This window comes from Curtobacterium sp. MCBA15_001 (assembly GCF_001864835.1).
Taxonomy (GTDB): Bacteria; Actinomycetota; Actinomycetes; order Actinomycetales; family Microbacteriaceae; genus Curtobacterium.
On sequence record NZ_MJGI01000022.1, the window covers coordinates 56,251 to 78,028 of the forward strand.

Genomic DNA, 21,778 nt, shown 5'->3' on the forward strand with positions numbered 1-21,778 from the left:
GCAGATGTCGGTGGACGGGGCGATGATCGACCCATGGTCCACCAGCTCCTGAGCGCCCTGCAGGAGATCCGAACGGATCGCCTCCTGCTGACCCCCGTCACGCCGACCGACATCGACGCCGTGCACGCGGTGTACGCCGACGCCCGGACCTGGGCCCACCTGCCGAGCGGTCGACACGTCTCGCGCGACCAGACCGTCGACCTGGTGCAGCGGAAGATCGGGGGCCGCGTCCGCCACGGGCTGGGCTCGTGGACGGTCCGCGACGCGGAGACCGGGGCCGTCATCGGCGTCGGCGGGGTCGACATGACCGCCGGCGGGGTGTGGAACCTCGGGTACCGGCTCGCGCCGGAGTCCTGGGGCAACGGGTACGCGACCGAGATCGCCCGCGCGGCGATGACCGCGGCGCACGATGCGGCTCCCGACGTGGCGGTCACCGGTCGGGTGTTGACGAACAACCCGGCGTCGGCGCGGGTGCTCGCGAACGCGGGACTGGCGCTGGTGTGGCAGGGGACGACCGCGGCGCCGACCCCGGACGGCGTGGAGCGCCAGGTGTGGGCCGACCGGGTCCTCAGCGACGCGCAACACGCCTGGCTGGTCGCGAACGCCTGACGCGGTGCGCCTGCAGCGCCGCCGCGCGCTGCGCCGGGCGCAACGCCGCCGCGCGGTGCGCCTGCAGCGCCGCCGCGCGCAGTGCCGGGCGCAACGCCGCCACCCGCTGCGCCGTCAGCGCCGCCCCTCGGCCAGCGCGCCGACCAGCGCCGCAGCGACCGTCGCCAGCCCGAGCACGACCGCGGCCACGACGCACTCGCTGCCCGGACTGAACGACAGGACGGCGACCATCACCAGCACGGTGACGCCGAGCGTGCCGAGCCGGATGAGCTGCGCTGCGTTCGCGTCACTCATCCGCGGGCACTCCCCGGAGCGGTGAGCAGCAGGTCGGCCTCGCGCGGCAGCTCCTGCACGAGCGACCAGTGCACGGTGTTCCAGTCGTGCCCGCTGCCCGGCGCGAAGGCCACCGTGGTGTGGATGCCAGCGCGTTCGGCGGCCTTCCCGATGCGCTGCGCCGACGCGGTGAACGCGTGGTCGGTCGATCCGGCGGTCAACCACAGGGACTTGTCGGTGAACGGGGCGTTCGCTGCCATCAGAGCACTCGGGGCCGCGGCACGCCACCGTGCGAGCGACCCGCCGAAGGCCTCGTCCGCGCTGTTCTGCGGGGAGCGGTCGACGGGGGCCAGCTCGCTCGAGACCGCCAGCGCGGCACCGAAGCGGTCCGGGTACCCGGACAGGAACTGGGTGGCGCAGGTCGCGCCCTGCGAGAACCCGACGAGTCCCCAGCCGCGGTGGTCATCCGTCACGCGCAGGTGGCTCGTGACCCACGCCGGGACGTCCTGGGTGATGTACGTCGCGGCATTGCCGATCATCGAGTCGACGCACATCGTGTTGTGGCCGGGCACGGCGAGCTGGTCGGCGGAGACCACGATCGGCGCGATCCCGTGGTGTGCGGCGGCGTACTGGTCGAGCACGCCCGCGATGCCGCCCGCGGTGAACATGTCGCTCGGCGACCCGGGCTGCCCGGACAGCGAGACGATCACCGGCAGCGTCGGTGGGTCGGCGGTCAGGGCGGCCGGCGGCAGGTACACCACGGCGGGTCGGGCGGGGAAACCCGAGCGCGTGCCCGGGATGCGCACGGTGCCGATCCGACCCACGGCGGGCATGCCGACCGGCGGCGTCCACGCGGGAGCGGGCGCCGGTGTGGCCGCCACGGTCTCGACCCCCGACTCGGACCCGAGGTCGAGCGGCGGGAACGGGTCGGTCTGCACCAGGGCGTTGAGCGTGGGGTAGGCCGCGTAGTCGACGTTGATGCCGAGCGCGGGTGCCAGCAGTGCGAGGGGCACGAGGACGGCAGCGAGGACCCGCCGCCCCCGGCCCCCCTGCACGATGCCGGTCACCGCCAGGGCGACGCCGGCGAAGGCCAGCGCCACCCACATCCGCGTGACGTCGGTCAGGACGACGTCGAAGGCGTTGAGCAGGTCCCCGACGACCCAGCAGGCGAGGTACCCGAGGACGGCGCCGCCCGCGGTCACCGCAGCGCGGAGGCCCGTCCGCCGCCAGCCGCTCCGGCTCGACAACCCGGTCCGGAGCGCCGGCAGCAGCACGGACAACGCCGCGACGCCGAACAGCACGTCGACGGGGACGAGCTTCGTCGGGACCTGCAGCCGGGTCCCCATCAGCCAGTGGAACGGGTCGGTCATCAGCTCCGCGCCTCGGCGGCCGCTCGGTGCGCGCGGCGCAGTTCCCAGAGGTGCCGCGGTCGGAGGCCCGGCAGGTAGGCGCCTGCCAGCGCCCGCGCGACCCGGGGCACGTGCAGCGGCGTCGGGACGACGAGCCAGAGCGGTTCGTGCTGTGCGCCGAACTTCTCCTTGAACCGCTGCAGCGAGCGGAAGCCGTACGCGGGTTCGAGCACGCGGGCGAGCAGTCGTGATCCGCGGTCGAGCACGGCGTGGGACGCGGGGTCGTGCGCGGCGAGCGGCGTACCGGACAGGCTCAGCGTGGACAGGCCGGCTTCGCGCGCACGGATCGCGGTGCGGGCGATCAGGAACTCGACCACGCCGGGCATCCCGCCCTCGCCGCGGCGCATCACGTCGAGCGTGTAGCCCGTCAGCGTGCCGCAGGAGTACACGGGGAGCCAGCTCGTCACCGCGGTCACCCGGCCCGACGCGTCGATCGCCAGCGCGAGGCGCACGTCCGGGTCGTCGAGCTCGCGGAACCCGCCGAGGGTGAACCCCATCTCCGGCAGGCGACGGTCGGCCGCCCAGCGGGTGCAGATCAGTTCCACCTCGGCTCGCTGTCCGGCGTCGAGCTGTCCGAAGCGCGTCCACTCGTCGCGGACCCCCTCGCGGTCGGCACGGTTCGACGCGGTGCGCAGGTCCTGCCGCCGCTTGCCGCGCAGGTCGAAGGTGGTGACGTCGAGCACGGCCTCCACACCGACGGGCAGGGCGGTCCACCCCTCGGGCGCCAGGATGGCGCGGACCGGGTCGTGCACGCTCGTGAAGGCCGGGATCCAGCCGTTCTCGGCGCAGTGCGCGGCGAAGGCCGCGATGACGGCGGCGCGGTCGTCGGCCCCGCAGACCGGGTCCGACACCGTGAGGGCGACGTCGCCGCGCACCCGGTACGCGACGGCCCCGAGGCCGTCCGGGTGCGACCACACCGCGTTGCCGCGCCAGGTGCCCATGTGGCCGAGTGACCCCGCGTCCCCGCCGCGGAGCATCGCGAGCAGGTCGGCGGACCCGGTGGCGGCGCGGAACGGCGCGCGCACGAGTCGTCCCCGCAGGACCAGGATCGCGAGCAGCACGGCAGCGGGCACCAGCCAGGCGCCGAGCAGCGTCACCTGCCACTCGACCTCGTCCAGCCCGAGTCCCTGCCACTGCACGGCGGCGTCGGTCACGGGTTCGATCAGGAACGCGTCTGCCAGCACCGCCGTCAGGACCACGAGCACGCCGACCGCCACCACGATCCCGGCACGGCGACCGCGGTGCACGAGCCACGCCGCGACCAGCAGCAGCACCCCGACCAGCACGACGGCGCGGTCGCTCATCGCGTCGGCGAACGGCGAGAGCACGCCGTCCGGGTCCGGCACGACCAGGGTGACGAGGGAACCGCCGCCCAGGGCGACGAGCGTGGCCACGACGACGGTGCGCGGGGTCAGCTGGTCGCGGGACACCGGACGGGAGGCCCGGTGCACCACGAGCGCACCGGCTGCAGTCCCGAGCAGCGCGGCGAGGGCCCGGGTGACGTCCGACCCGTGCCCGGCGAACAGCAGGAGCGTCAGGGTCACGGTCCACAGGACGGTCCGGACCCGCCACCGGCGCTGGGCGGGCATGCCCGCCGAGGCGGCGGCGAACAGGGCGACTGCGACGACCGACGGGGCGAGCAGGGGCTGGCCGTGGACCTCCTCCGCGTGCGCCTCACCGAGCGCGGTGCCCACGGTCACGGCGAGCTGGGTGCCGAGCACGGCCGCCGTCGGTACGAGGACACCGAGCAGGGCGGTCCGCACCGATCCGAGCGAGCGCTCGGCGACGGCTGCGGCGAGCACGGTCGCGACGAGCGCCAGGCACGCGACCGGCGGGTGGTGCGGGAAGTCCGGCTCGGCGTGGGTGAGCCGCGCGGCGACGACCAGGACGAGGAGCACGCCCGTCACGACGAGGGTCACCGGCCAGCGACGGAGCCGTACGAGTTCGAGACGGAGCCGGGCGAGCGCGGGACGGATGGGCACGGTCTCACTACAGCGCGTCCGCGAGCCGGCGGCATCGACCAGGGGGGTGAACCACGATGGCCGGTCGGCCATGTCGGGGTGGCCGCAGGGAGGATGTCTCACGGACTCGGCGGGAGGTGCTCGACGGGCAGGCGCAGGTGGAGCGCGAACCCGCCGTCCGGGGTCGGACCGCTCTCGAGCAGGCCACCGAGCAGCGACGCGCGTTCCGCGAGCCCGATCAGACCCAGGCCGGAGCCGGGCAGCTCGAGCCGCTCGGACGTCGGCGGGCCGTTCACGACACGGACCAGCACGACCCCGTCGACGACCTCGCCCGACACCCGCACCGCGGCACCGGGGGCGTGCTTGCGGACGTTCGTCAGCGCCTCCTGCACGAAGCGGTAGACCGCACGCTGCACCGGCTGCGCGAGCGTCTCCGGCAGGGCGACGGTGCTCGCGGTGTCCAGGCCCGACGCCGCCACCAGCCGTTCGAGGTCGGCCAGCACCGGCTGCGGCGCGATCTCGCGGTCGGTGCCGCCCGCGGCGCGGAGCACCTGGACCATCTCGCGCAGCTCCTGCAGCGTGACGACGCAGAGCTGCCGGATCGTCCGGGCGAAGCCGCGCTCCGCCTCGTCCCGACCGGCCATCTGCATCCCGCCGGCCTGCACGGCGATGAGCGTCACCTGGTGCGAGACCACGTCGTGCATCTCGCGCGCCAGCAGGGCCCGCTCGCGGGACAGCGCCACGGCCGCGGCCTGTCGACGCTCCTCGGCGCGAGCGGTGTCCCGTTCTGCCAGTCGCTCGGTCAGCCGGTGCCGTGTCTGCGCGAGCAGCCCGATCGACAGGGGGCCGAGGGCGAAGATCAGCGCGTAGATGATCGAGACGATGACGTCCTCGAGGTTCTGCGGCGGACCGACGAACCCGCCGAAGCCGACGAACTCGACCACGGCTGCCAGGAGCATCACCCACCGTCGTTCGGTGCGCTGCCCGATCGTGAACAGCGCCACGACCGAGGCCACCACCGCGGAGCCGATGAACAGCCCCGGCACGGTGAGCGCGAACGCCGTGACGGGCAGCCGTCGACGCAGGAGCAGGGCCGCGGCGGCGAGCAGGGACATCGCGGTCTCGAAGGTCGTCGCACCCGAGATGTCGAGCACTGCGTCGCCGACGGCGGCGGCGACGAAGAACGCGTCGACCAGCCACCACGGCGGTCGGTGACCCCGGATCCAGACGAAGCCGGCGTCGACGACGTCGTCGAGCCTCCTGTCCGTCGACCGGAGCAGGTGCGCGAGGCGGGAGCTACGCACGGAGCAGCCCGGCCGCGGCCGCGCGCAGGGCGAGCTGGACGCGACTGGCGACGCCGAACGCCGCGAGCAGGGCGCGGACGTCCTCCTTCACCGTGCCCGTGCTGACCCCGAGCCGAGCGCCGATCTCGGGGTTGCTGACCCCGTCGGCGACGAGCTGCAGGACCGCGCGCTCCCGGTCGGTCATCGGCGGGGCCTCGGCCGCGGTGACGGACGGGGCGAAGAGCCGCGCACGGTCGAGCTCGGACGCCAGGACGACGCCGCCGGCTGCCAGGACTCTCACGTACTGCGCGAGCCCCTCGGGGTCGGTGTCCTTGAGCAGGAACCCCGCTGCCCCGAGCTCCATCGCGCGGCCGAGGTGCTCGGCGGCGTCGAACGTCGTCAACATCGCGACGGCAGGGGGTTCGGGCAGGGCCGTGATCGTGCCGAGCAGGTCGAGGCCGTCGATCCGCGGCATGCGGACGTCGAGCAGCACGACGTCGGGGCGGTGGGCGGTCACGGTGGCGATCGCGTCGACGTCCGAGGTCGTCGCCACCACCTCGATGTCGGGCGCCGCGCCGAGGATCAGCTCGAAGCCGTACCGGACCAGCGCTTCGTCGTCGACGATCACCACGGAGATCACGGGGCACATCCTGGCATGGCTCCTCGCGGACACATCGACGTGTTGCTCAGGGATCGCTACTGTGATGGGACTGGTCATGTCCGCACAGGACCACCCGGCCGACCACTGCAGACCCCGACGGAGCACGAGGAGACGATGACGAGCCGCATCACCGAAGGCGCCGAGCCGAAGCACCAGCAGCTGCGTCGGATCCTGCTCGACCTGGCGACCGTGCGGCTGGCTCCCGGAGCGGCGATCCCGTCCGAACGCCAGCTCATCGCGGAGTACGGCGTCTCACGGATCACCGTGCGCGAGGCCCTGGGGCAGCTCGTGAACGAGGGCTACCTGGAGCGCGTCCGCGGCAAGGGTACCTTCGTCGCGCACCGCCCGGTCCAGTCGACCCTGCACCTGGCGTCGTTCACCGAGGAGATGCGTGCGATGGGTCACGTGCCGACCACGGTCGTCCTGGTGCGCGAGGAACGCATCCCGCCGCCCGACACGGCCGCGGCGCTGCGGCTGGGGGAGACGGACACGGCGATCCACCTGAAGCGGCTGCGCATGGCCGACGGGGCGCCGGTCTCGATCGACGACGCGTGGCTCGTCGCGGACGTGTTCCCCGGGCTGCTCGACCAGGACCTGTCCGGGTCGGTGTACTCGATCGTGGCGAACGTGTACGGCATGCCCATCGACCGGGCGCAGCAGACCGTCGCCGCCAAGCCCGCGGCCGACGACGTCGCGACGCTGCTCGGCACGAAGACGGGCGCTCCCGTGCTCGAGTTCGACCGGGTGTCGTACTCGGGGGACCGGCCCGTCGAGCACGCGATGTCCTGGTACCGCTCGGACCGCTACCGCGTGCAGATGGAGGTCACGGCGACCCGCGCCGTCGCGTAGCGCCGTGCCGCCGCACCCGCGAAAGCGACAGTTCGCCGCGGGACGTCGGCGGAGAACTGTCGCTTTCGCGAGGGGATGTGCGACGGCGGGGCCGGCGTCACACCGTGTAGAGCGTGTCCCCGTCGGCCAGGGTCGAGCCGACCGTGTCCTGCGCGACCGAGTCCGGCGCAGACCCGAGCACCACGACCGGGCAGACGGGCGAGTACCCGGCCTCGGTGATGGTCGCCGGGGTGAACCGGACGACGGGGTCTCCGGCGTTGACGGGGTCACCCTCGGCGGCGAGCAGCTCGAAGCCGGCGCCCGCCATCTTCACCGTGTCGATGCCGACGTGCACGAGCACGTCCGTCCCCGCCGCACCCTGCAGCGCGAACGCGTGCGGGTGCAGCTTGACGATGGTGCCGTCGACCGGGGCCACCGCGGTCACGGAGCCCGCGACACCGGTCGGGTCGACCGCGACCCCGGCGCCCACGAGCTGCTCGGCGAACACCGGGTCCGGCACGTCGGCCAGTGCGACGACCGGACCGGCGAACGGCGTGCGGACCGCCGTCACAGTTCGTCCTGGATGTCCTGCGCGAGGTTGTCGGCGACCGGGCCGACGATGACCTGCCAGCCGGTGCCGCCACCGACGACGGCCTGGGCGCCCGCCGTCTTCAGCGCGTCCTTGTCCACCAGGTCGCCGTCCTCCACCTCGACGCGGAGGCGCGTGATGCAGCCCTCGACCTCTTCGATGTTGGCGGCGCCACCGAGTGCGGCGATGATGTCGGCTGCCTTGATGTCGGCCATCGTGTTTCCTCCTCGTTAAGGGTGATCGCTCAGGTTGACATGCTTGCCGTCGTCACGGAGACTACGGACTGGTCATGACCGGACAGGACCGGACCTGGCGACACCGCCGAGGTTACCTGCGCCGCCCGCACGACTCAACTCACCCCGACAGCTCCACCCGATGACGAGAGGACCTCCGATGAGCACTGCTGCCACCACGGATGCGCCGGAGAAGAAGACGCCGAAGAAGCAGAGCAAGCTCTTCGCCAACGCGCAGCGGCTCGGCCGGAGTCTGCTGCTGCCGATCGCGGTCATGCCGGCCGCCGGCATCCTGCTCCGCCTCGGCCAGTCCGACATGCTCGGTGCCATCCCCGGCTTCGAGCAGGGCGCCACGATCATCGCGGCCGCGGGCAACGGTGTCTTCACCTGGCTGCCACTGCTCTTCGCGGTGGGCATCGCGATCGGCTGGGCGAAGAAGTCGGACGGCACGACGGCGCTCGCCGCGGTCGTCGGCTACATGGTCATGTACCAGGTCTTCGCCGCCATGTCGCCGATCGTGCTCGCCGGCGTCAAGGACGCGAACGGCGACCAGGCCACGATCAACTTCGGCGTGCTCGGCGGCATCGTGATGGGGCTCGTCTCCGCGGTCCTGTGGCAGCGGTTCCACCGCACGAAGATGCCCGACTTCCTCGGCTTCTTCTCGGGCCGCCGTCTCGTGCCGATCCTGACCGCCGCCGCCGCGCTGGTCATCGCCGTGCTGATGTCCTTCGTCTACCGCTACTTCGACATCGCGCTGTCCGCCGCCGGCCAGGCCGTCGCCGACAACGCCGTGATCGGCGGCGGGATCTTCGGGTTCGTCAACCGCATGCTCATCCCGGTCGGCCTGCACCAGCTGCTCAACTTCTTCCCGTGGTTCCAGCTCGGCAGCTTCACCAACGCCGCAGGCGACGTCGTCCACGGCGACATCCCGCGCTTCCTGGCGGGCGACCCGAGTGCCGGCATCTTCCAGACCGGCTTCTTCCCGATCATGATGTTCGCCCTGCCCGCCGGTGCCCTGGCGATCTGGCGCAACGCCAAGCCGCAGAACCGCAAGCTCGTCGGCGGCATCATGCTCTCCGCTGCCCTGACGTCCTTCGTGACGGGCATCACCGAACCGCTCGAGTACTCGTTCATGTTCGTGGCGTTCCCGCTCTACGTCATCCACGCCCTGCTGACGGGCACCTCGCTGGCGCTGGTCAACGCCCTCGGCATCCACGACGGCTTCTCGTTCTCCGCTGGCGCGATCGACTACGTGCTCAACTTCGGCAAAGCGGACGGGGCGATCTGGCTCATCCCGATCGGCCTCGGCTACGCGGTCGTCTACTACTTCCTGTTCAGCTTCGTCATCAAGAAGTGGAACCTGCGGACCCCCGGCCGCGAGGAGGACACGATCGCCGAGAACACGATCGACGCGGCCACCAAGGCGTAGTCGCGACCGTCCACGGTCTGGAGGCGCGGTGCCAGCTGGCACCGCGCCTCCCGTCTGTCACCACTCTCGTCGTGATTTTGACAACCGTTATCAACTAGCGCTAGCGTCGTCGACATGCAGAACCGTCGCCTCCTCGCCCTGCCCCTCGTCGTCGGCGCCGCCGCGCTCGCCCTGACGGGCTGCGCGACCTCGTCCGCGTCGTCTGCCGACAGTGGCGGGAAGGTCGCGGTCGTCGCCTCGACCAACGTGTACGGCTCGATCGTCCAGTCGATCGGCGGCGAGCACGTCAGCGTCACGAGCATCCTCGACGACCCCTCGCAGGACCCGCACTCGTTCGAGTCGAGCGCGCAGACCCAGCTCGCCGTCTCGAAGGCCGACCTGCTCATCGAGAACGGCGGCGGGTACGACGACTTCATGACCACGCTGTCGAAGTCCTCGGGCACCAAGGCCGACACGATCAACGTCGTCAAGCTGTCCGGGCTCGACAAGGCGGGCGACTCCGAGTTCAACGAGCACGTGTTCTACAGCTACCCGACGATGGTGAAGCTCGTCGGTGACGTGACGGACCGCCTCGCCACGCTCGACAGCAAGGACGCGGACACCTTCCGCGCGAACGCCAAGGCCCTGACCACGAAGCTCCAGGACCTCGAGTCGCAGACCGATGCGGCCAAGCAGTCCGACGCGGGCACGAAGGTGGCCTACACCGAGCCGGTGCCGGGGTACCTGTTCGACGCGATGGGTCTGGAGAACGTGACGCCCGAGGCCTTCTCCGAGGCGATCGAGGAGGGCAACGACGTCCCGCCGGCCGCGCTCAACGACACGATCAAGCTCTTCTCCGGGCACACCGCGAAGCTGCTGGCGTACAACGAGCAGACCTCGAGCCCGGAGACCGAACAGGTCAAGAAGGCGGCCGACCAGGCAGGCATCCCGGTGGTCGGTGTCACGGAGACGCTCCCGAAGGGGGAGGATTACGTCTCGTGGCAGCAGGCGAACATCGACGCGGTGAAGGCGGCACTGGCGAAGTGACCACCGTCCAGGACCAGACGCGGACCGCCGCTGCCCCGGGCAGCGGCGGTTCCGCCGTGCTCGCACTGCGTGACGCCGGTCTGGCGTACGGCACGCGCCGGCTCTGGGACGGCCTCGACCTCGACGTCGCGCCGGGGGAGTTCCTGGCCGTGCTCGGACCGAACGGTGCCGGCAAGACCTCACTGCTGCGGACCGTGCTCGGCCAGCAGAGGCTGACCAGCGGCTCGATGACGTTCCTCGGGCAGCCCGTCCGTCGCGGACACCGCCGGATCGGCTACGTCCCGCAGCAGCGGCTGATGGAGTCCGGCACCCCGCTCCGCGCCCGCGACATGATCGCGCAGGGCGTGACCGGGCACCGCTGGGGCATCCGGCCCGAGCGCGCCGCCGAACGCGAGCGCATCGACCGGATCATCGACGAGGTCGGCGCCACGGCGTTCGCGGACGCCCCGGTCGCCGAGCTGTCCGGCGGTGAGCAGCAGCGCACTCGGGTGGGACAGGCCATCGCGGCCGACCCTGCTCTCCTGCTCTGCGACGAACCCCTCATCTCGCTCGACCTGCGGCACCAGCGCGGCGTCACGGAGCTCATCGACCGGCAGCGTCGGCAGCAGGGCGCGGCCGTGCTGTTCGTCACGCACGACGTCAACCCGATCCTCGACGTCGTCGACCGGGTCCTGTACATCGCCGGCGGGCGGTTCCGGATCGGCTCGCCGGACGAGGTCCTGCGTGCCGACGTCCTCTCCGACCTGTACGGCACCCCGGTCGACGTCGTCCGGACCATGGGCCGCATCGTGATCGTCGGCGGCTCGGAGTCCGCGGGCGAGCACCACCACTGCGAGGCGGACCCGCACACGCCGGGTCCCGACGAAGGGCGGCTCTGATGGACGTCTGGTCCACGGTCTTCTCGTTCCAGGACTGGCCCGAGCTCGTCGCCCTGGTGCAGAACTCGATCTGGGCCGGCGCGGTGCTCGGCATCGTCGGCGGTCTGGTCGGGCCGTTCGTCGTCGCCCGGAACATGCCGTTCGCGGTGCACGGGATCAGTGAGCTCTCCTTCGCCGGCGCCAGTGCCTCGCTGCTGCTCGGGGTGAACGTCGTCACCGGGTCGTTGGTCGGGTCGGTGATCGCGGCGCTGCTCATCGGGCTGCTCGGCTCACGGGCCCGCGACCGCAACTCGATCATCGCCGTGCTGATGCCGTTCGGCCTGGGCCTCGGCATCCTGTGCCTGGCGCTCTACAAGGGCCGGGCAGCCAACAAGTTCGGCCTGCTGACCGGGCAGATCGTCTCCGTCGACAACCCGCAGCTGACGTTCCTGATCGCGATCAGCGCCGTCGTGGTCGTCATCCTGGTGGTCATCTGGCGTCCGCTGATGTTCGCGTCCGTCGACCCCGACGTGGCCGCCGCAGCCGGGGTGCCGGTGCGGACGCTCGCGCTGGTGTTCATGCTCGCGCTCGGGCTCGCGACCGCCGTCTCGGTGCAGATCGTCGGGGCTCTGCTGGTGCTCTCGCTGCTCGTGACGCCGGCAGCGGCGGCGCTCCGGCTGACGGTCCACCCCGTGCTGGTGCCGGTGCTGTCGATGGTCTTCGCGGTCGTGTCGGTCGTCGGCGGAATCCTGCTGGCGCTCGGGGGCGGGCTGCCGATCAGTCCGTACGTCACGACGATCTCGTTCGTCATCTGGGTGGTGTGCCGGGTCGTCGGAGCACGCCGGGAACGTCGGGGGCGGGACCGGGTCGCCGTCCGCGAGCACCAGGCCGCACCGCAGGAGGTCGCCGCATGAACGCCGTGAACGAGCCCGCCGCCGTCCAGAAGCCCGCTGCCGCGAAGCCCAAGCGCAACACGTGGCAGCGCGAAGCCGTCCGCGGGGCGCTCGACGCGACCGAGGGGTTCGTCAGTGCCCAGGCCCTGCACGCGCACCTGCGCGACGGCGGCTCGACCATCGGCCTGGCCACCGTCTACCGTGCGCTCGCCGACCTGGCGAACGACGGCGACGCCGACTCGCTGCAGCAGGACGGTGAGTCGCTCTACCGTGCCTGCACGACGGACAAGCACCACCACCACCTGATCTGCCGGACCTGTGGTCGCACGGTCGAGATCCAGGCGGACCCCGTCGAGCGCTGGGCCCAGCAGGTCGCCGCCGAGCACGGGTTCACGAACGCCAGCCACGTCGTGGACATCTTCGGCGAGTGCGCGGCCTGCACGGCGTCGCGCACCCGGACGTAGCGAGCAGCGGGGCGGGGCCGAGCCGGGCCTCCAGGCCGGGAATTGCGACACGCCCGGCCTTCGGGTATCGTTGGCCGCTGGTCCGCGCCCGCGTGGACCCGTTGTTCAGCCCTCCGACCGTCGCGAACGCCGCGGACCGGACGGGCGGCACACACACCCCCCTCGCATCCCGCCGTCTGGTGGTCGTGCGCGTGTGTGCCAGGCAAGTGACCTTGGGTGCGACCGATCTGGTCGCACGGTAATCATCAGGAGGAAACCATGGCAGCAGTGTGCCAGGTGACCGGAGCCACCCCCGGCTTCGGACACAACATCTCGCACTCGCACCGCCGGACGAAGCGTCGCTTCGACCCGAACGTGCAGAAGAAGACGTACTACGTGCCGTCGCTTCGTCGGAACGTCTCGCTCACGCTGAGCGCGAAGGGCATCAAGGTCATCGACGCACGCGGCATCGAGTCCGTCGTCAAGGACCTCCTCGCCCGTGGGGAGAAGATCTGATGGCCAAGAAGGGTCAGGACGTTCGTCCGATCATCAAGCTCCGCTCCACGGCGGGCACCGGGTTCACCTACGTGACCAAGAAGAACCGTCGCAACAACCCGGACCGTCTCGTGCTGAAGAAGTACGACCCGGTGGTCCGCAAGCACGTCGACTTCCGTGAGGAGCGCTAAGCATGGCGAAGAAGAGCAAGATCGCGAAGAACAACCAGCGCGCCGAGATCATCGCGCGCTACGCCGACCGTCGTCTCGAGCTGAAGAAGGCCCTCGTGGACCCGAACGGCACCGACGAGTCGCGTGAGGCCGCTCGCGTGGGGCTGCAGAAGCTCCCCCGCGACGCCTCGCCGATCCGCTACCGCAACCGCGACGCCATCGACGGCCGCCCCCGTGGCCACCTCGGTGAGTTCGGCATCAGCCGTGTCCGCTTCCGCGACATGGCCCACCGTGGCGAGCTGCCGGGCATCACGAAGAGCTCCTGGTAAGCACGCACCACGTCGAACGCCCCGTCACCCTCACCGGTGGCGGGGCGTTCGTGCGTCCCGGGGCTGTTCCTGGACGCACGGTCCGATCCCGGTTCGATCGGGGGACATCTTCGTCACATGCGTCCCACCAGCCTCGTTGATCCCGCGACAACCCCGGAAATCCGGGCGAGTCGGCGGTGTTCACCCGGACCGGCTGGTAGGTTCAACTCCGGTTCCGCAGGGCTTCAGGGTCTGTGGATCCACGCTCGGGGCACCCGCCCAGGGCAACGGACGTCACGTGCGTCCGACCGATACGCAAGAAGTCCGAGGAGGACATCCAATGGCTGACAAGTCACTGAACCGCACCGAGCTCGTCGCTGCCGTCGCGCAGGAGTCCGGCCAGAGCCAGGCCACCGTCAACGGCGTCGTCGACGCGCTGTTCAGCGTCGTCTCGGGCTCCGTCGCCGACGGCACGAAGGTCACGATCCCCGGCTGGATCGCCTTCGAGAAGACGCACCGCGCCGCCCGCACCGGCCGCAACCCGCAGACGGGTGAGGCCATCGAGATCGCCGCGAGCGACTCGGTCAAGGTCAGCGCCGGCTCGAAGCTCAAGGCCGCGGTCAAGTAGGACTGTTGCACTGCACGAAGGGGACGGCACGCGCCGTCCCCTTCGTCGTTCCCACTCCGCCCTCCACAGGTCCGCGGCGTCGGTGCCGAGCGGTAACGGGCAGCGCCTAGGCTTGACGGGTGAACCGGATCGCGCGCATCGCCGGGCCAGCCGTCCTGGTCCTCGTCGCGTTCGTGTCGCTCCTGCTGGCCCTGGTCATCGGTGGGGGTGCCGACGCGGCGCTCATCGCCGACCCCGGCATCGCGGTCCGCTTCGGGTTGCCGATCGCCCGGGTCGTCGTCGACCTGGCGGCCGCCGCCACGATCGGCGGACTCGCCCTGGCGACCGTCGGCCTGTCCCGCTCCGCGCCGGAGTGGAACCGCGCGATCGACGTCGCCGCAGCGTCGGCGGGCGTCTGGACGGTCGGCTCCGCCGTCGCCACCTTCTTCACGTTCCTCAGCGTCGCCGGCTCGCGGATCAGCCTCGACGAGCAGTTCGGCCAGTCCATGGGGGTGTTCCTCACCGGGACCGACCTCGGGCTCGCGTGGCTCGTCACCGTGCTCATCGCCGCGGCCGTCACGGTGCTCTGCTTCGCGGTGCGTGGCCGCGGCATGGTCGCCCTGACTGCCGGCGTCGCGATGGTCGGGCTGGTCCCGCTCGCACAGCAGGGGCACGCCGCGGGCACGGCCAGCCACGATGCCGCGGTGACGGCGCTCGGCCTGCACCTGGTCGGCGCCGCACTCTGGGTCGGCGGACTGCTGCTGCTGACGCTGATCCGGTCCGTGGTGCCCGCCGAACGGCTCGGAGCCGTGGTCGCGCGGTACTCCAGCATCGCCCTCGGGTGCTTCGTCCTGGTCGCGGTGTCCGGGGTCGCGTCCGCACAGATCCGTGTCGGGGCCTTCTCGAACCTGTCCACCCCCTACGGCGTGCTCGTCCTGGTGAAGACCGCGGCCATCGTCGCGCTCGGTGTCCTCGGCGTCCTGCACCGTCGTCGCACGATCACCGCGCTGACGGCGACCCCGCAGCGGGCTCGCCCCTTCTGGACGCTCGTCGTCGTGGAGCTCGCGGTGATGGGTGTCGCCTCCGGGTTCGCCGCCGCACTCGGGCGGACCGCCACCCCCATCGACCAGATCGCCCCGAGCAAGACGAGCGACCCCTCGCCAGCTGAGATCCTCACCGACGACCCGCTCCCCGCAGCGCCCGGGGCGTGGGGATGGCTGACCCAGTGGAACCTCGACCTGGTCTGGCTCATGCTCGCGGTGCTGCTCGCCGCGACCTACATCGCCGGCCTCGTGCGACTCCGACGCCAGGGGACCTCCTGGCCATGGCACCGGGTCGTCGCCGCCGCGGTCGCGGTCGTCTGCCTGGCCGTCGCCACCTCGGGGGCGCTCCACACCTACGACCGCTTCCTGATGTCCGCGAACGTCGGTGCGCACGTGCTGCTCGGCGTCGTCGTCCCGGCGCTCGCCTGGGCGGCCGCGCCCGTGCGGCTCATCCGTGCCGCGGTGCACCCTCGCACCGACGACAGCACCGGCGTGCGCGAGTGGACGGGGCTGCTCGTCGACAACCCCACCGTCCGGTACCTGGTGCAGCCCTTCCCGGCGTTCCTGCTGCTGGCGGGCATCTGGTGGGCCTTCTACGGCACCCAGGCCGTGCGCTGGTCGGCGGGGGACCCGATCGGTCGGACCCTGGTGGACGTCCTGTTCCTGCTGGTCGGCGTGCTCGCACTGCCGACGCTCCTCACCCCCGTCGCCGCGGCCGCCCGGGCGGCCTCGCGGTCCGCGTTCCTGGTCCGGGTCGTCGGTGCCGCGGTGGTCGCCGCTGGCATGGTGTCGCTCGGCGTCGCGATGCAGGGCGCGCTCGGGCTCCTGCAGGCATCGTGGTTCGGCGCGATGGGACGCACCTGGGGGCCTTACCCGGTGACGGACCAGGCGCGTGCAGGCGTCGTGCTCGTCGTCGCGGGCGTGCTGCTGCTCGTGAGCGTGGTCGCCGTCGGAGCCGTTCGCGTGCAGCGCGACCGCGCGGCGCGCGGCGACAGCGGCCCCGAGCGCGGCTCCGTCGTCGGCCCCGGCGGCGGAGCCGACGTCAGCCCCGTCGTCGGCGCCGACCGGAGCACACCGTGAGCGTCGAGCTGAGCGCCGAGCAGCGCGCCGTCTTCGAGTACATCGAGTCCACCCGTGACCACGTTTTCATCACCGGGCGCGCCGGGACGGGGAAGTCCACGCTGCTGAACCACCTGTCGTGGCACACCGAGAAGCAGGTCGTCATCTGCGCGCCGACCGGTGTCGCCGCGCTGAACGTCGGCGGGCAGACCATCCACTCGCTGTTCCGGCTGCCGATCGGGCTCATCGCCGACGCCGAGCTCCGCCAGGGCCCCGAGACCCGCAAGCTGCTCAACACCATGGACACGCTCGTCATCGACGAGGTCTCGATGGTGAACGCCGACCTGCTCGACGCGATGGACCGGTCACTCCGCAAGGCCCGGGGCCGCCAGTTCGAGGCGTTCGGCGGGGTGCAGGTGGTCATGTTCGGCGATCCGTACCAGTTGCCGCCGGTCCCGGGCGACGGGGACGAGCGCGCCTACTTCACCGACCACTACCGGTCGCTGTGGTTCTTCGACGCCAAGGTCTGGCTCGAAGCCGAGCTCAACATCATCGAACTCGCCACGGTCCACCGCCAGCGCGACGACGCCTTCGCCGCCATGCTCACCGCGGTGCGCCACGGGCGGGTGACCGCGGACATCGCGACCCGCCTGAACGAGGCCGGCGCGCGTCCCGCCCCGGACGACGCCATCACCCTGGCCACGCGCAACGACACGGTCGCCCGCATCAACAAGGCGGCGCTCGAACGACTGCCCGGCAAGCTCCGGACCGCCCGTGCGGACGTCAACGGCGACTTCGGCGGGCGGAACTTCCCGGCGGACGAAGCCCTCGAGCTCAAGCCCGGCGCGCACGTGATGTTCCTGCGCAACGACCCCGACCAGCGCTGGGTGAACGGCACGCTCGGCGTCGTGCAGACCATCCGCGACACCGTGTGGGTCGACGTGGACGGGGAGTCCTTCGAGGTCCAGCCGTCGGTGTGGGAGAAGTTCAAGTACTCCTACGACGCCGACAAGAAGGAACTCAAGAAGGACACCGTGGGGGAGTTCCAGCAGTTCCCGCTGCGCCTTGCCTGGGCAGTGACGATCCACAAGTCGCAGGGCAGCACCTACGACCGAGCGGTCATCGACCTGGGCAACCGGGTGTTCAGCGCCGGGCAGACGTACGTGGCGCTGTCGCGGCTGACCTCACTCGACGGGCTCTACCTGACGCGGCCGCTCCGCCCGTCCGACATCATCGTGGACCTCGACGTCCGCCGCTTCATGTCCGAGGCACCGCGGGTGGTCGCGACCCAGCTCGAGGCCCCGAAGCACGACAGCTGACGGACGCGGGGACGCGGGGACGCGGGGACGCGGCGACGCCCGCCTGCCGGAGCGGCAGACGGGCGTCGTGGAGCGCGGTGCGACTCAGCCGCGCGCGGCCTTGAGGGCCGCGATGTTCTGCTTGTCGGCGCCGAGCGCGGTGAGCACCAGCACGACACCGACGATCGCGTTGAAGACGTTGTCGGCGGTGTTCATCGCGAAGACGTTGGCCGAGGTGTTCATGAACACGAAGCCGTAGACCGCCAGCACCACGAGGACGACGCCGACGACCAGGTTGGCGTTGCGCGACCCGACCGTGTTGCCGAGCCCGACGATGAACAGCAGCGCTGCCAGCAGGACCCAGATCATCGTCGAGGCGGGGTTCACCAGGAAGGCGTTCCAGAGCAGCCCACCCTTGTCGCCGAAGAAGGCAGCGCCGTGCTCGCCCGCGAAGAAGAAGCCCAGGACGCCCCAGATCGCCAGGAGCGTGCCGGCCGTCAGCGCGAGCCCACGGTTCGGCGAGGCGATGATGCTCGGTTCCTTGACTGCCACTTCGGTCTCCTCTTCTCGTGCCACCAGGGCCGACGGTGCTGCCGTGCGGTACGACTGCGTGGTCGCCGGTGCGGTCCGCGTGGACGCACCCCGCGACGGGGCCGCCGGTGCCCCTGCGGTGCCCGGTGCGACGGAGCCCGTTCGCGCCTGGTTCCCAGCGTCCGACCGGCGTGCCAACGGTATCGTGTCCCGGCCCGACCGGCCCAATCGGAGGCTCGTCACCACGCGCACGACGAGCCCGGCGATGACCACACCGAGGAGGAGGACGCCTGTGACCCGCACACCAGATCGCAGTGCGCCGCCGTCGCGAGCTGCCCGCGGGCCGAGCGTGTCGCGTCGGCTGCGGTGGGGGGTGCTGGCCGGTGTGGGGTTCGTGATCGTGCCTCTCGTGTACGCCGTCGCCGTGCTGACGCCGGTCGGTCAACGGGTCGAGGACTCCGCACTGGGTGGCGTCCGTGAGACCGACCTGTTCGGGTCGGACACCGCCCTGAACGTCATCTCGGTCCCGGTGGTCCTGCTGCTCGTGGTCGTGATCGCCGCCGTGGCGCTCGCCCGGAGGCGGCTCGCCGTGGGCCTGGCGGCGGGGCTCGTGGTGCTCGCGTCCGCGGGCACGTCGACCCTTGTCAAGCGTATCGCCGTGCGCCCGGAGATCGCCCAGTCCACGACGCCGAACTCGTTCCCGTCCGGGCACGCCACGATCGCGCTCGCGGCGTTGTTCGCGGTCCTCATGGTCACGCCGCGCCGCTTCCGTCCGCTCGTCCTGCTCATCGGCGCGGCCTACGCCGTCTTCGTGGCGAACCAGACCGTGGTCTACGGCTGGCACCGCGTGAGCGACATCGTCGGTGCCTGCGCCGTTGCGCTCTTCTGGCTCGGCATCGTCCGCGCCGTCGGCCCCCGGGTCGACCGGGGGGAGCGCGGCGACCGGGACGGACGTCGTGGTCCGCGCCGCGTCGTCACGGCGGTCCTGGCCGTCTCGGTCGGGGTGACCGCGGCGGTGGGGATCGCGGCCGTCGTCGTGGCGCTGGCGAGCGGGGCGGGGCACGACCACGACGCGCTGCTCGTGGCGGGCCGGATGGCGTCGTCGACGAGCGTGCTGCTCGTGGTCACCGTCGTGTGGCTCGCCGACGGCATGCACCACGTCGACGCGACGACGGACACCCGGGGCACGCCGACCCCGGTCTAGACACGGGCCGCTGCGCCGATGCGCGTCACACCGCGTGCAGTGACCGCAGGATCCGGCGGGCGATACGGGCCTCTTCGTCCGCGCCGGCGTCGTGCCGCACGGACCGGACGGGCACCCCGAGCACGACCGCGATCTCCGACGGTGCCACGTGCAGGTCCGACAGTTCCGCCACCAGCCGGTCCCGCTCAGCGGCGACCGACTCCTCGACCGCGCGGGCTGCGTCGCGGAGCTCCCGGGCCCGGGTCGCGGCTGCGCGGACGGTGTCCATCCGCGCCATCATGTCGGCGTCCCCGAACCGGTACTCGATGCAGGGGTCGACGCCGACGAACTCGTGCACCATGCTGCGGTGCTGCACGACCACCTCGTCGAGCCACGACCCGTGGTGCTCGATGGCGGGGTAGTCCTCGCAGCGGACCACCCACTCGTCGTCGACGAGCCGTGCGGTCGAGGTGATCGTGGTCACGCTGACACCTCCGTGGGGTCCTGATCGAGACGCCTGGTGAGGGCGTGCTCTCGACGCTACCCGGCCGCGGGTGCTGTCAATCGTCGCGGAGTGGCACCCAACCAGGGGACACGGCGCCTGGGCGGCCTGGCGGGAATGCACCGGCGTGCGCTACGTTGTACCCGTCAGTTCGATGCAAACGCATAGAACATCGTCCCGCGGATGCGGGACCGGAGCCGCAGGAGGCGACCACCATGCAGTTCGGGATCTTCACGGTCAGTGACGTCACGACCGACCCCACGACGGGCACCACGCCGGACGACACCCAGCGTGTGCGCGACATCCTGACGATCGCCGAGCACGCCGACCAGGCCGGCCTCGACGTGTTCGCCACGGGAGAGCACCACAACCCGCCGTTCGTGGCCTCGAGCCCGACGACGATGCTCGGCTACCTGGCCGGTCGGACGAAGCACATCACGCTGTCCACGTCCACCACCCTCATCACCACGAACGACCCGGTGCGGATCGCCGAGGAGTACGCGATGCTCCAGGTCATCTCCGACGGCCGCATGGACCTGATGATGGGCCGCGGCAACACCGGCCCGGTCTACCCGTGGTTCGGGCAGGACATCCGGCAGGGCGTGAACCTGGCGATCGAGCACTACGCGCTGGTCCGCCAGCTGTGGGAGAACGACGTCGTGGACTGGCAGGGCCGCTTCCGCACGCCGCTGCAGGGCTTCACGTCGACGCCGCGCCCGCTCGACGGAGTCGCGCCGTTCGTCTGGCACGGCTCGATCCGCACGCCGGAGATCGCGGAGCAGGCGGCGTACTACGGCGACGGGTTCCTGCACAACAACATCTTCTGGCCGATCCAGCACACCGAGCAGATGGTCGCGCTGTACCGCCAGCGGTACGAGCACCACGGGCACGGCAGCGCCGACCAGGCGATCGTCGGGCTCGGCGGGCAGTTCTTCGCCCGCAAGAACTCGCAGGCCGCCAAGGCCGAGTTCCGCCCGTACTTCGACAACGCCCCGGTCTACGGCCACGGCCCGTCGATGGAGGACTTCACCGAGCAGACCCCGCTGACGGTCGGCTCGCCGCAGGAGGTCATCGACCGCTACGCGACGATGAAGGACCACGTCGGGCACTACCAGCGCCAGCTGTTCCTGGTCGACCACGCCGGGCTCCCGCTCAAGACGGTGCTCGAGCAGATCGACATCCTGGCCGAGGACATCGTCCCCGAGCTCCGGAAGATCAACGAGGAGGGTCGCCCGGCGCACGTGCCGGCGAACCCGCCGACGCACGCCGAGCGCGTGGCCGCCGCCCGCGCCGCGGGTGCGGTCGGCAGCGACCACGTCGCCGCGGTGGACGCGTTCACGGGCGCGTCGGTCTGATCCGCACCAGCTGACGGACAGGAGGCCCGGTGCCAGCTGGCACCGGGCCTCCCGTCCGTCCCGACGTGCGTTCAGGGCCGGCGGGGCGCAGCGGGCTTGGCGGGCAGCAGCTTCAGGCCGACCACGCACCCGACGATCCCGGCGATGAAGAGCAGGCGGAGGACCGTGACGGGCTCCGCCCCCGTGGCCATGCCCCACAGCACGGTCAGTGCCGCACCCGTGCCGGTCCAGACGGCGTAGGCCGTGCTGATCGGGATGTGCCGGAGCACGTAGCCGAACGCACCCAGGCTGACGACGATCGTCGCCGCGAAGACCAGCGTCGGCTGCAGGCGCGAGAACCCCTGGCTCTCGCCGAGCGCCGTCGCCCAGACCGTCTCGAGCGCCGCGCTGACGAACAGCACCACCCAGGCCACCTAGCTCACCACCTTGAGACCGACGACGCAGGCGACCAGGCCGAGCACGAGGGCCACCCGGCCGAACGACGCTGCCTCCTGCCGACGGGCGATCGCGACGAGCACCGTCAACGAAGCGCCGATCCCCACCCACACCGCGTAGGCCGTGCCGACCGGGATCGCGGTCATCGCGTACGCCAGGCCGGCCATGCTCGCGGCCATGCCGAGGACGAACACGATCGTCGGCACCACCTTCTTGAAGCCGTTCGACGCGCCGAGTGCGGTCGCCCACACTGCTTCGAGCACGCCGGACAGGACGAGGACGACCCAGGTCATGACAG

At 71.6% G+C, this 21,778-nt stretch carries 26 protein-coding genes; 15 read left to right on the forward strand and 11 right to left on the reverse strand.

Translation table 11 applies throughout. From position 1 onward, the window contains the following. The first annotated feature begins 33 nt into the window (after positions 1-33). Positions 34-609, forward strand: coding sequence for a GNAT family N-acetyltransferase (locus BIU90_RS08785; protein ID WP_071299859.1), 576 nt, complete (start codon positions 34-36; stop codon positions 607-609). Between the two features lie 114 nt (positions 610-723). Here the strand turns inward: BIU90_RS08785 and BIU90_RS08790 are convergent, their stop codons facing one another. The 5 genes from BIU90_RS08790 to BIU90_RS08810 form a co-directional block, all read right to left on the reverse strand. Further along, a complete protein-coding gene (locus tag BIU90_RS08790; RefSeq protein ID WP_071299860.1) occupies positions 724-903 on the reverse strand; it encodes a hypothetical protein in 180 nt (59 codons plus the stop codon). Continuing rightward, positions 900-2,252 (reverse strand): esterase family protein, encoded by a 1,353-nt coding sequence (locus tag BIU90_RS08795; protein ID WP_254786988.1) that lies wholly within the window; start codon positions 2,250-2,252, stop codon positions 900-902. Before BIU90_RS08795 ends, BIU90_RS08790 begins: the two co-directional genes overlap by 4 nt. Continuing rightward, entirely contained in the window at positions 2,252-4,273 is a 2,022-nt protein-coding gene (locus BIU90_RS08800) for a bifunctional lysylphosphatidylglycerol flippase/synthetase MprF (protein WP_071299861.1), read from the reverse strand. The genes BIU90_RS08795 and BIU90_RS08800 overlap by 1 nt, the downstream gene beginning before the upstream one ends. A gap of 98 nt (positions 4,274-4,371) precedes the next feature. Continuing rightward, the gene (locus BIU90_RS08805) at positions 4,372-5,556 is read right to left on the reverse strand and encodes a sensor histidine kinase (protein WP_217640907.1); all 1,185 of its coding nucleotides are present in this window, start codon (positions 5,554-5,556) and stop codon (positions 4,372-4,374) included. Beyond that, complete coding sequence (locus BIU90_RS08810) at positions 5,549-6,175, reverse strand: response regulator transcription factor (RefSeq protein ID WP_217640908.1); 627 nt, start codon at positions 6,173-6,175, stop codon at positions 5,549-5,551. Before BIU90_RS08810 ends, BIU90_RS08805 begins: the two co-directional genes overlap by 8 nt. Positions 6,176-6,310: 135 nt before the next feature. Between BIU90_RS08810 and BIU90_RS08815 the strand changes: the two genes are divergently transcribed. Then, positions 6,311-7,045 (forward strand): GntR family transcriptional regulator, encoded by a 735-nt coding sequence (locus BIU90_RS08815; protein WP_071299863.1) that lies wholly within the window; start codon positions 6,311-6,313, stop codon positions 7,043-7,045. 97 nt (positions 7,046-7,142) lie between these two features. Here BIU90_RS08815 and BIU90_RS08820 read toward each other — a convergent pair whose 3' ends face one another. Both BIU90_RS08820 and BIU90_RS08825 read right to left on the reverse strand, forming a co-directional pair. Next, entirely contained in the window at positions 7,143-7,595 is a 453-nt protein-coding gene (locus BIU90_RS08820) for a PTS glucose transporter subunit IIA (RefSeq protein WP_071299864.1), read from the reverse strand. Next, positions 7,592-7,828 (reverse strand): PTS transporter subunit EIIB, encoded by a 237-nt coding sequence (locus tag BIU90_RS08825; protein WP_071299865.1) that lies wholly within the window; start codon positions 7,826-7,828, stop codon positions 7,592-7,594. Before BIU90_RS08825 ends, BIU90_RS08820 begins: the two co-directional genes overlap by 4 nt. Before the next feature lie 178 nt (positions 7,829-8,006). Between BIU90_RS08825 and BIU90_RS08830 the strand changes: the two genes are divergently transcribed. The 11 genes from BIU90_RS08830 to BIU90_RS08880 all read left to right on the forward strand — a co-directional run bounded on the left by BIU90_RS08830 (position 8,007) and on the right by BIU90_RS08880 (position 17,495). Continuing rightward, positions 8,007-9,275: a PTS transporter subunit EIIC gene (locus BIU90_RS08830; RefSeq protein ID WP_071299866.1), complete on the forward strand. Its 1,269-nt coding sequence runs from the start codon at positions 8,007-8,009 to the stop codon at positions 9,273-9,275. A gap of 114 nt (positions 9,276-9,389) precedes the next feature. Continuing rightward, positions 9,390-10,301 carry a metal ABC transporter solute-binding protein, Zn/Mn family gene (locus tag BIU90_RS08835; protein WP_071299867.1) on the forward strand — a complete coding sequence of 304 codons (912 nt, stop codon included), beginning with the start codon at positions 9,390-9,392 and terminating at the stop codon, positions 10,299-10,301. Beyond that, positions 10,298-11,179 carry a metal ABC transporter ATP-binding protein gene (locus BIU90_RS08840; RefSeq protein WP_071299868.1) on the forward strand — a complete coding sequence of 294 codons (882 nt, stop codon included), beginning with the start codon at positions 10,298-10,300 and terminating at the stop codon, positions 11,177-11,179. The genes BIU90_RS08835 and BIU90_RS08840 overlap by 4 nt, the downstream gene beginning before the upstream one ends. Then, on the forward strand, positions 11,179-12,072 hold the full coding sequence (locus BIU90_RS08845) for a metal ABC transporter permease (RefSeq protein ID WP_071299869.1): 894 nt from the start codon (positions 11,179-11,181) through the stop codon (positions 12,070-12,072). Before BIU90_RS08840 ends, BIU90_RS08845 begins: the two co-directional genes overlap by 1 nt. Beyond that, positions 12,069-12,515: a Fur family transcriptional regulator gene (locus BIU90_RS08850; protein WP_071299870.1), complete on the forward strand. Its 447-nt coding sequence runs from the start codon at positions 12,069-12,071 to the stop codon at positions 12,513-12,515. Before BIU90_RS08845 ends, BIU90_RS08850 begins: the two co-directional genes overlap by 4 nt. A gap of 258 nt (positions 12,516-12,773) precedes the next feature. Continuing rightward, positions 12,774-13,010, forward strand: coding sequence for a 50S ribosomal protein L28 (gene rpmB / locus BIU90_RS08855; RefSeq protein ID WP_071299871.1), 237 nt, complete (start codon positions 12,774-12,776; stop codon positions 13,008-13,010). Beyond that, complete coding sequence (rpmG, locus tag BIU90_RS08860) at positions 13,010-13,180, forward strand: 50S ribosomal protein L33 (protein WP_056123557.1); 171 nt, start codon at positions 13,010-13,012, stop codon at positions 13,178-13,180. Before rpmB ends, rpmG begins: the two co-directional genes overlap by 1 nt. 2 nt (positions 13,181-13,182) lie before the next feature. Continuing rightward, positions 13,183-13,488: a 30S ribosomal protein S14 gene (gene rpsN / locus BIU90_RS08865; RefSeq protein WP_071299872.1), complete on the forward strand. Its 306-nt coding sequence runs from the start codon at positions 13,183-13,185 to the stop codon at positions 13,486-13,488. 319 nt (positions 13,489-13,807) lie between these two features. Continuing rightward, positions 13,808-14,095 carry an HU family DNA-binding protein gene (locus tag BIU90_RS08870; RefSeq protein ID WP_071299873.1) on the forward strand — a complete coding sequence of 96 codons (288 nt, stop codon included), beginning with the start codon at positions 13,808-13,810 and terminating at the stop codon, positions 14,093-14,095. A 119-nt stretch (positions 14,096-14,214) separates the two neighbouring features. Further along, positions 14,215-16,197: a cytochrome c oxidase assembly protein gene (locus tag BIU90_RS08875; protein ID WP_071299874.1), complete on the forward strand. Its 1,983-nt coding sequence runs from the start codon at positions 14,215-14,217 to the stop codon at positions 16,195-16,197. After that, complete coding sequence (locus BIU90_RS08880) at positions 16,194-17,495, forward strand: ATP-dependent RecD-like DNA helicase (protein WP_071299875.1); 1,302 nt, start codon at positions 16,194-16,196, stop codon at positions 17,493-17,495. The genes BIU90_RS08875 and BIU90_RS08880 overlap by 4 nt, the downstream gene beginning before the upstream one ends. 84 nt (positions 17,496-17,579) lie before the next feature. On the opposite strand, the gene BIU90_RS18665 is transcribed toward BIU90_RS08880, so the two are convergent. After that, a complete protein-coding gene (locus BIU90_RS18665) occupies positions 17,580-18,026 on the reverse strand; it encodes a DUF4383 domain-containing protein (RefSeq protein WP_175470170.1) in 447 nt (148 codons plus the stop codon). Positions 18,027-18,405: 379 nt separating this feature from the next. Between BIU90_RS18665 and BIU90_RS08890 the strand changes: the two genes are divergently transcribed. Beyond that, positions 18,406-19,209, forward strand: coding sequence for a phosphatase PAP2 family protein (locus tag BIU90_RS08890; protein WP_175470171.1), 804 nt, complete (start codon positions 18,406-18,408; stop codon positions 19,207-19,209). Positions 19,210-19,234: 25 nt separating this feature from the next. Here the strand turns inward: BIU90_RS08890 and BIU90_RS08895 are convergent, their stop codons facing one another. Continuing rightward, complete coding sequence (locus BIU90_RS08895) at positions 19,235-19,672, reverse strand: hypothetical protein (RefSeq protein WP_071299878.1); 438 nt, start codon at positions 19,670-19,672, stop codon at positions 19,235-19,237. Between the two features lie 233 nt (positions 19,673-19,905). Between BIU90_RS08895 and BIU90_RS08900 the strand changes: the two genes are divergently transcribed. Beyond that, positions 19,906-21,045, forward strand: a complete 1,140-nt coding sequence (locus BIU90_RS08900) for a CE1758 family FMN-dependent luciferase-like monooxygenase (RefSeq protein ID WP_071299879.1) — start codon at positions 19,906-19,908, stop codon at positions 21,043-21,045. Positions 21,046-21,116: 71 nt separating this feature from the next. Here BIU90_RS08900 and BIU90_RS08905 read toward each other — a convergent pair whose 3' ends face one another. Both BIU90_RS08905 and BIU90_RS08910 read right to left on the reverse strand, forming a co-directional pair. Next, complete coding sequence (locus tag BIU90_RS08905; protein WP_368086273.1) at positions 21,117-21,449, reverse strand: multidrug efflux SMR transporter; 333 nt, start codon at positions 21,447-21,449, stop codon at positions 21,117-21,119. A gap of 9 nt (positions 21,450-21,458) precedes the next feature. Beyond that, positions 21,459-21,773: a multidrug efflux SMR transporter gene (locus tag BIU90_RS08910; RefSeq protein ID WP_071299881.1), complete on the reverse strand. Its 315-nt coding sequence runs from the start codon at positions 21,771-21,773 to the stop codon at positions 21,459-21,461. Positions 21,774-21,778: the final 5 nt, after the last annotated feature.

Excerpts from the sequence above, each read along its gene's own strand:
- BIU90_RS08785 (WP_071299859.1), top strand. The coding sequence starts at position 34 with ATGGTCCACCAGCTCCTGAGCGCCCTGCAGGAGATCCGAACGGATCGC.
- BIU90_RS08790 (WP_071299860.1), bottom strand. The coding sequence starts at position 903 with ATGAGTGACGCGAACGCAGCGCAGCTCATCCGGCTCGGCACGCTCGGC.
- BIU90_RS08795 (WP_254786988.1), bottom strand. The coding sequence starts at position 2,252 with ATGACCGACCCGTTCCACTGGCTGATGGGGACCCGGCTGCAGGTCCCG.
- BIU90_RS08815 (WP_071299863.1), top strand. The coding sequence starts at position 6,311 with ATGACGAGCCGCATCACCGAAGGCGCCGAGCCGAAGCACCAGCAGCTG.
- BIU90_RS08825 (WP_071299865.1), bottom strand. The coding sequence starts at position 7,828 with ATGGCCGACATCAAGGCAGCCGACATCATCGCCGCACTCGGTGGCGCC.
- BIU90_RS08830 (WP_071299866.1), top strand. The coding sequence starts at position 8,007 with ATGAGCACTGCTGCCACCACGGATGCGCCGGAGAAGAAGACGCCGAAG.
- BIU90_RS08835 (WP_071299867.1), top strand. The coding sequence starts at position 9,390 with ATGCAGAACCGTCGCCTCCTCGCCCTGCCCCTCGTCGTCGGCGCCGCC.
- BIU90_RS08845 (WP_071299869.1), top strand. The coding sequence starts at position 11,179 with ATGGACGTCTGGTCCACGGTCTTCTCGTTCCAGGACTGGCCCGAGCTC.
- BIU90_RS08850 (WP_071299870.1), top strand. The coding sequence starts at position 12,069 with ATGAACGCCGTGAACGAGCCCGCCGCCGTCCAGAAGCCCGCTGCCGCG.
- rpmB (WP_071299871.1), top strand. The coding sequence starts at position 12,774 with ATGGCAGCAGTGTGCCAGGTGACCGGAGCCACCCCCGGCTTCGGACAC.
- rpmG (WP_056123557.1), top strand. The coding sequence starts at position 13,010 with ATGGCCAAGAAGGGTCAGGACGTTCGTCCGATCATCAAGCTCCGCTCC.
- rpsN (WP_071299872.1), top strand. The coding sequence starts at position 13,183 with ATGGCGAAGAAGAGCAAGATCGCGAAGAACAACCAGCGCGCCGAGATC.
- BIU90_RS08870 (WP_071299873.1), top strand. The coding sequence starts at position 13,808 with ATGGCTGACAAGTCACTGAACCGCACCGAGCTCGTCGCTGCCGTCGCG.
- BIU90_RS08900 (WP_071299879.1), top strand. The coding sequence starts at position 19,906 with ATGCAGTTCGGGATCTTCACGGTCAGTGACGTCACGACCGACCCCACG.
- BIU90_RS08910 (WP_071299881.1), bottom strand. The coding sequence starts at position 21,773 with ATGACCTGGGTCGTCCTCGTCCTGTCCGGCGTGCTCGAAGCAGTGTGG.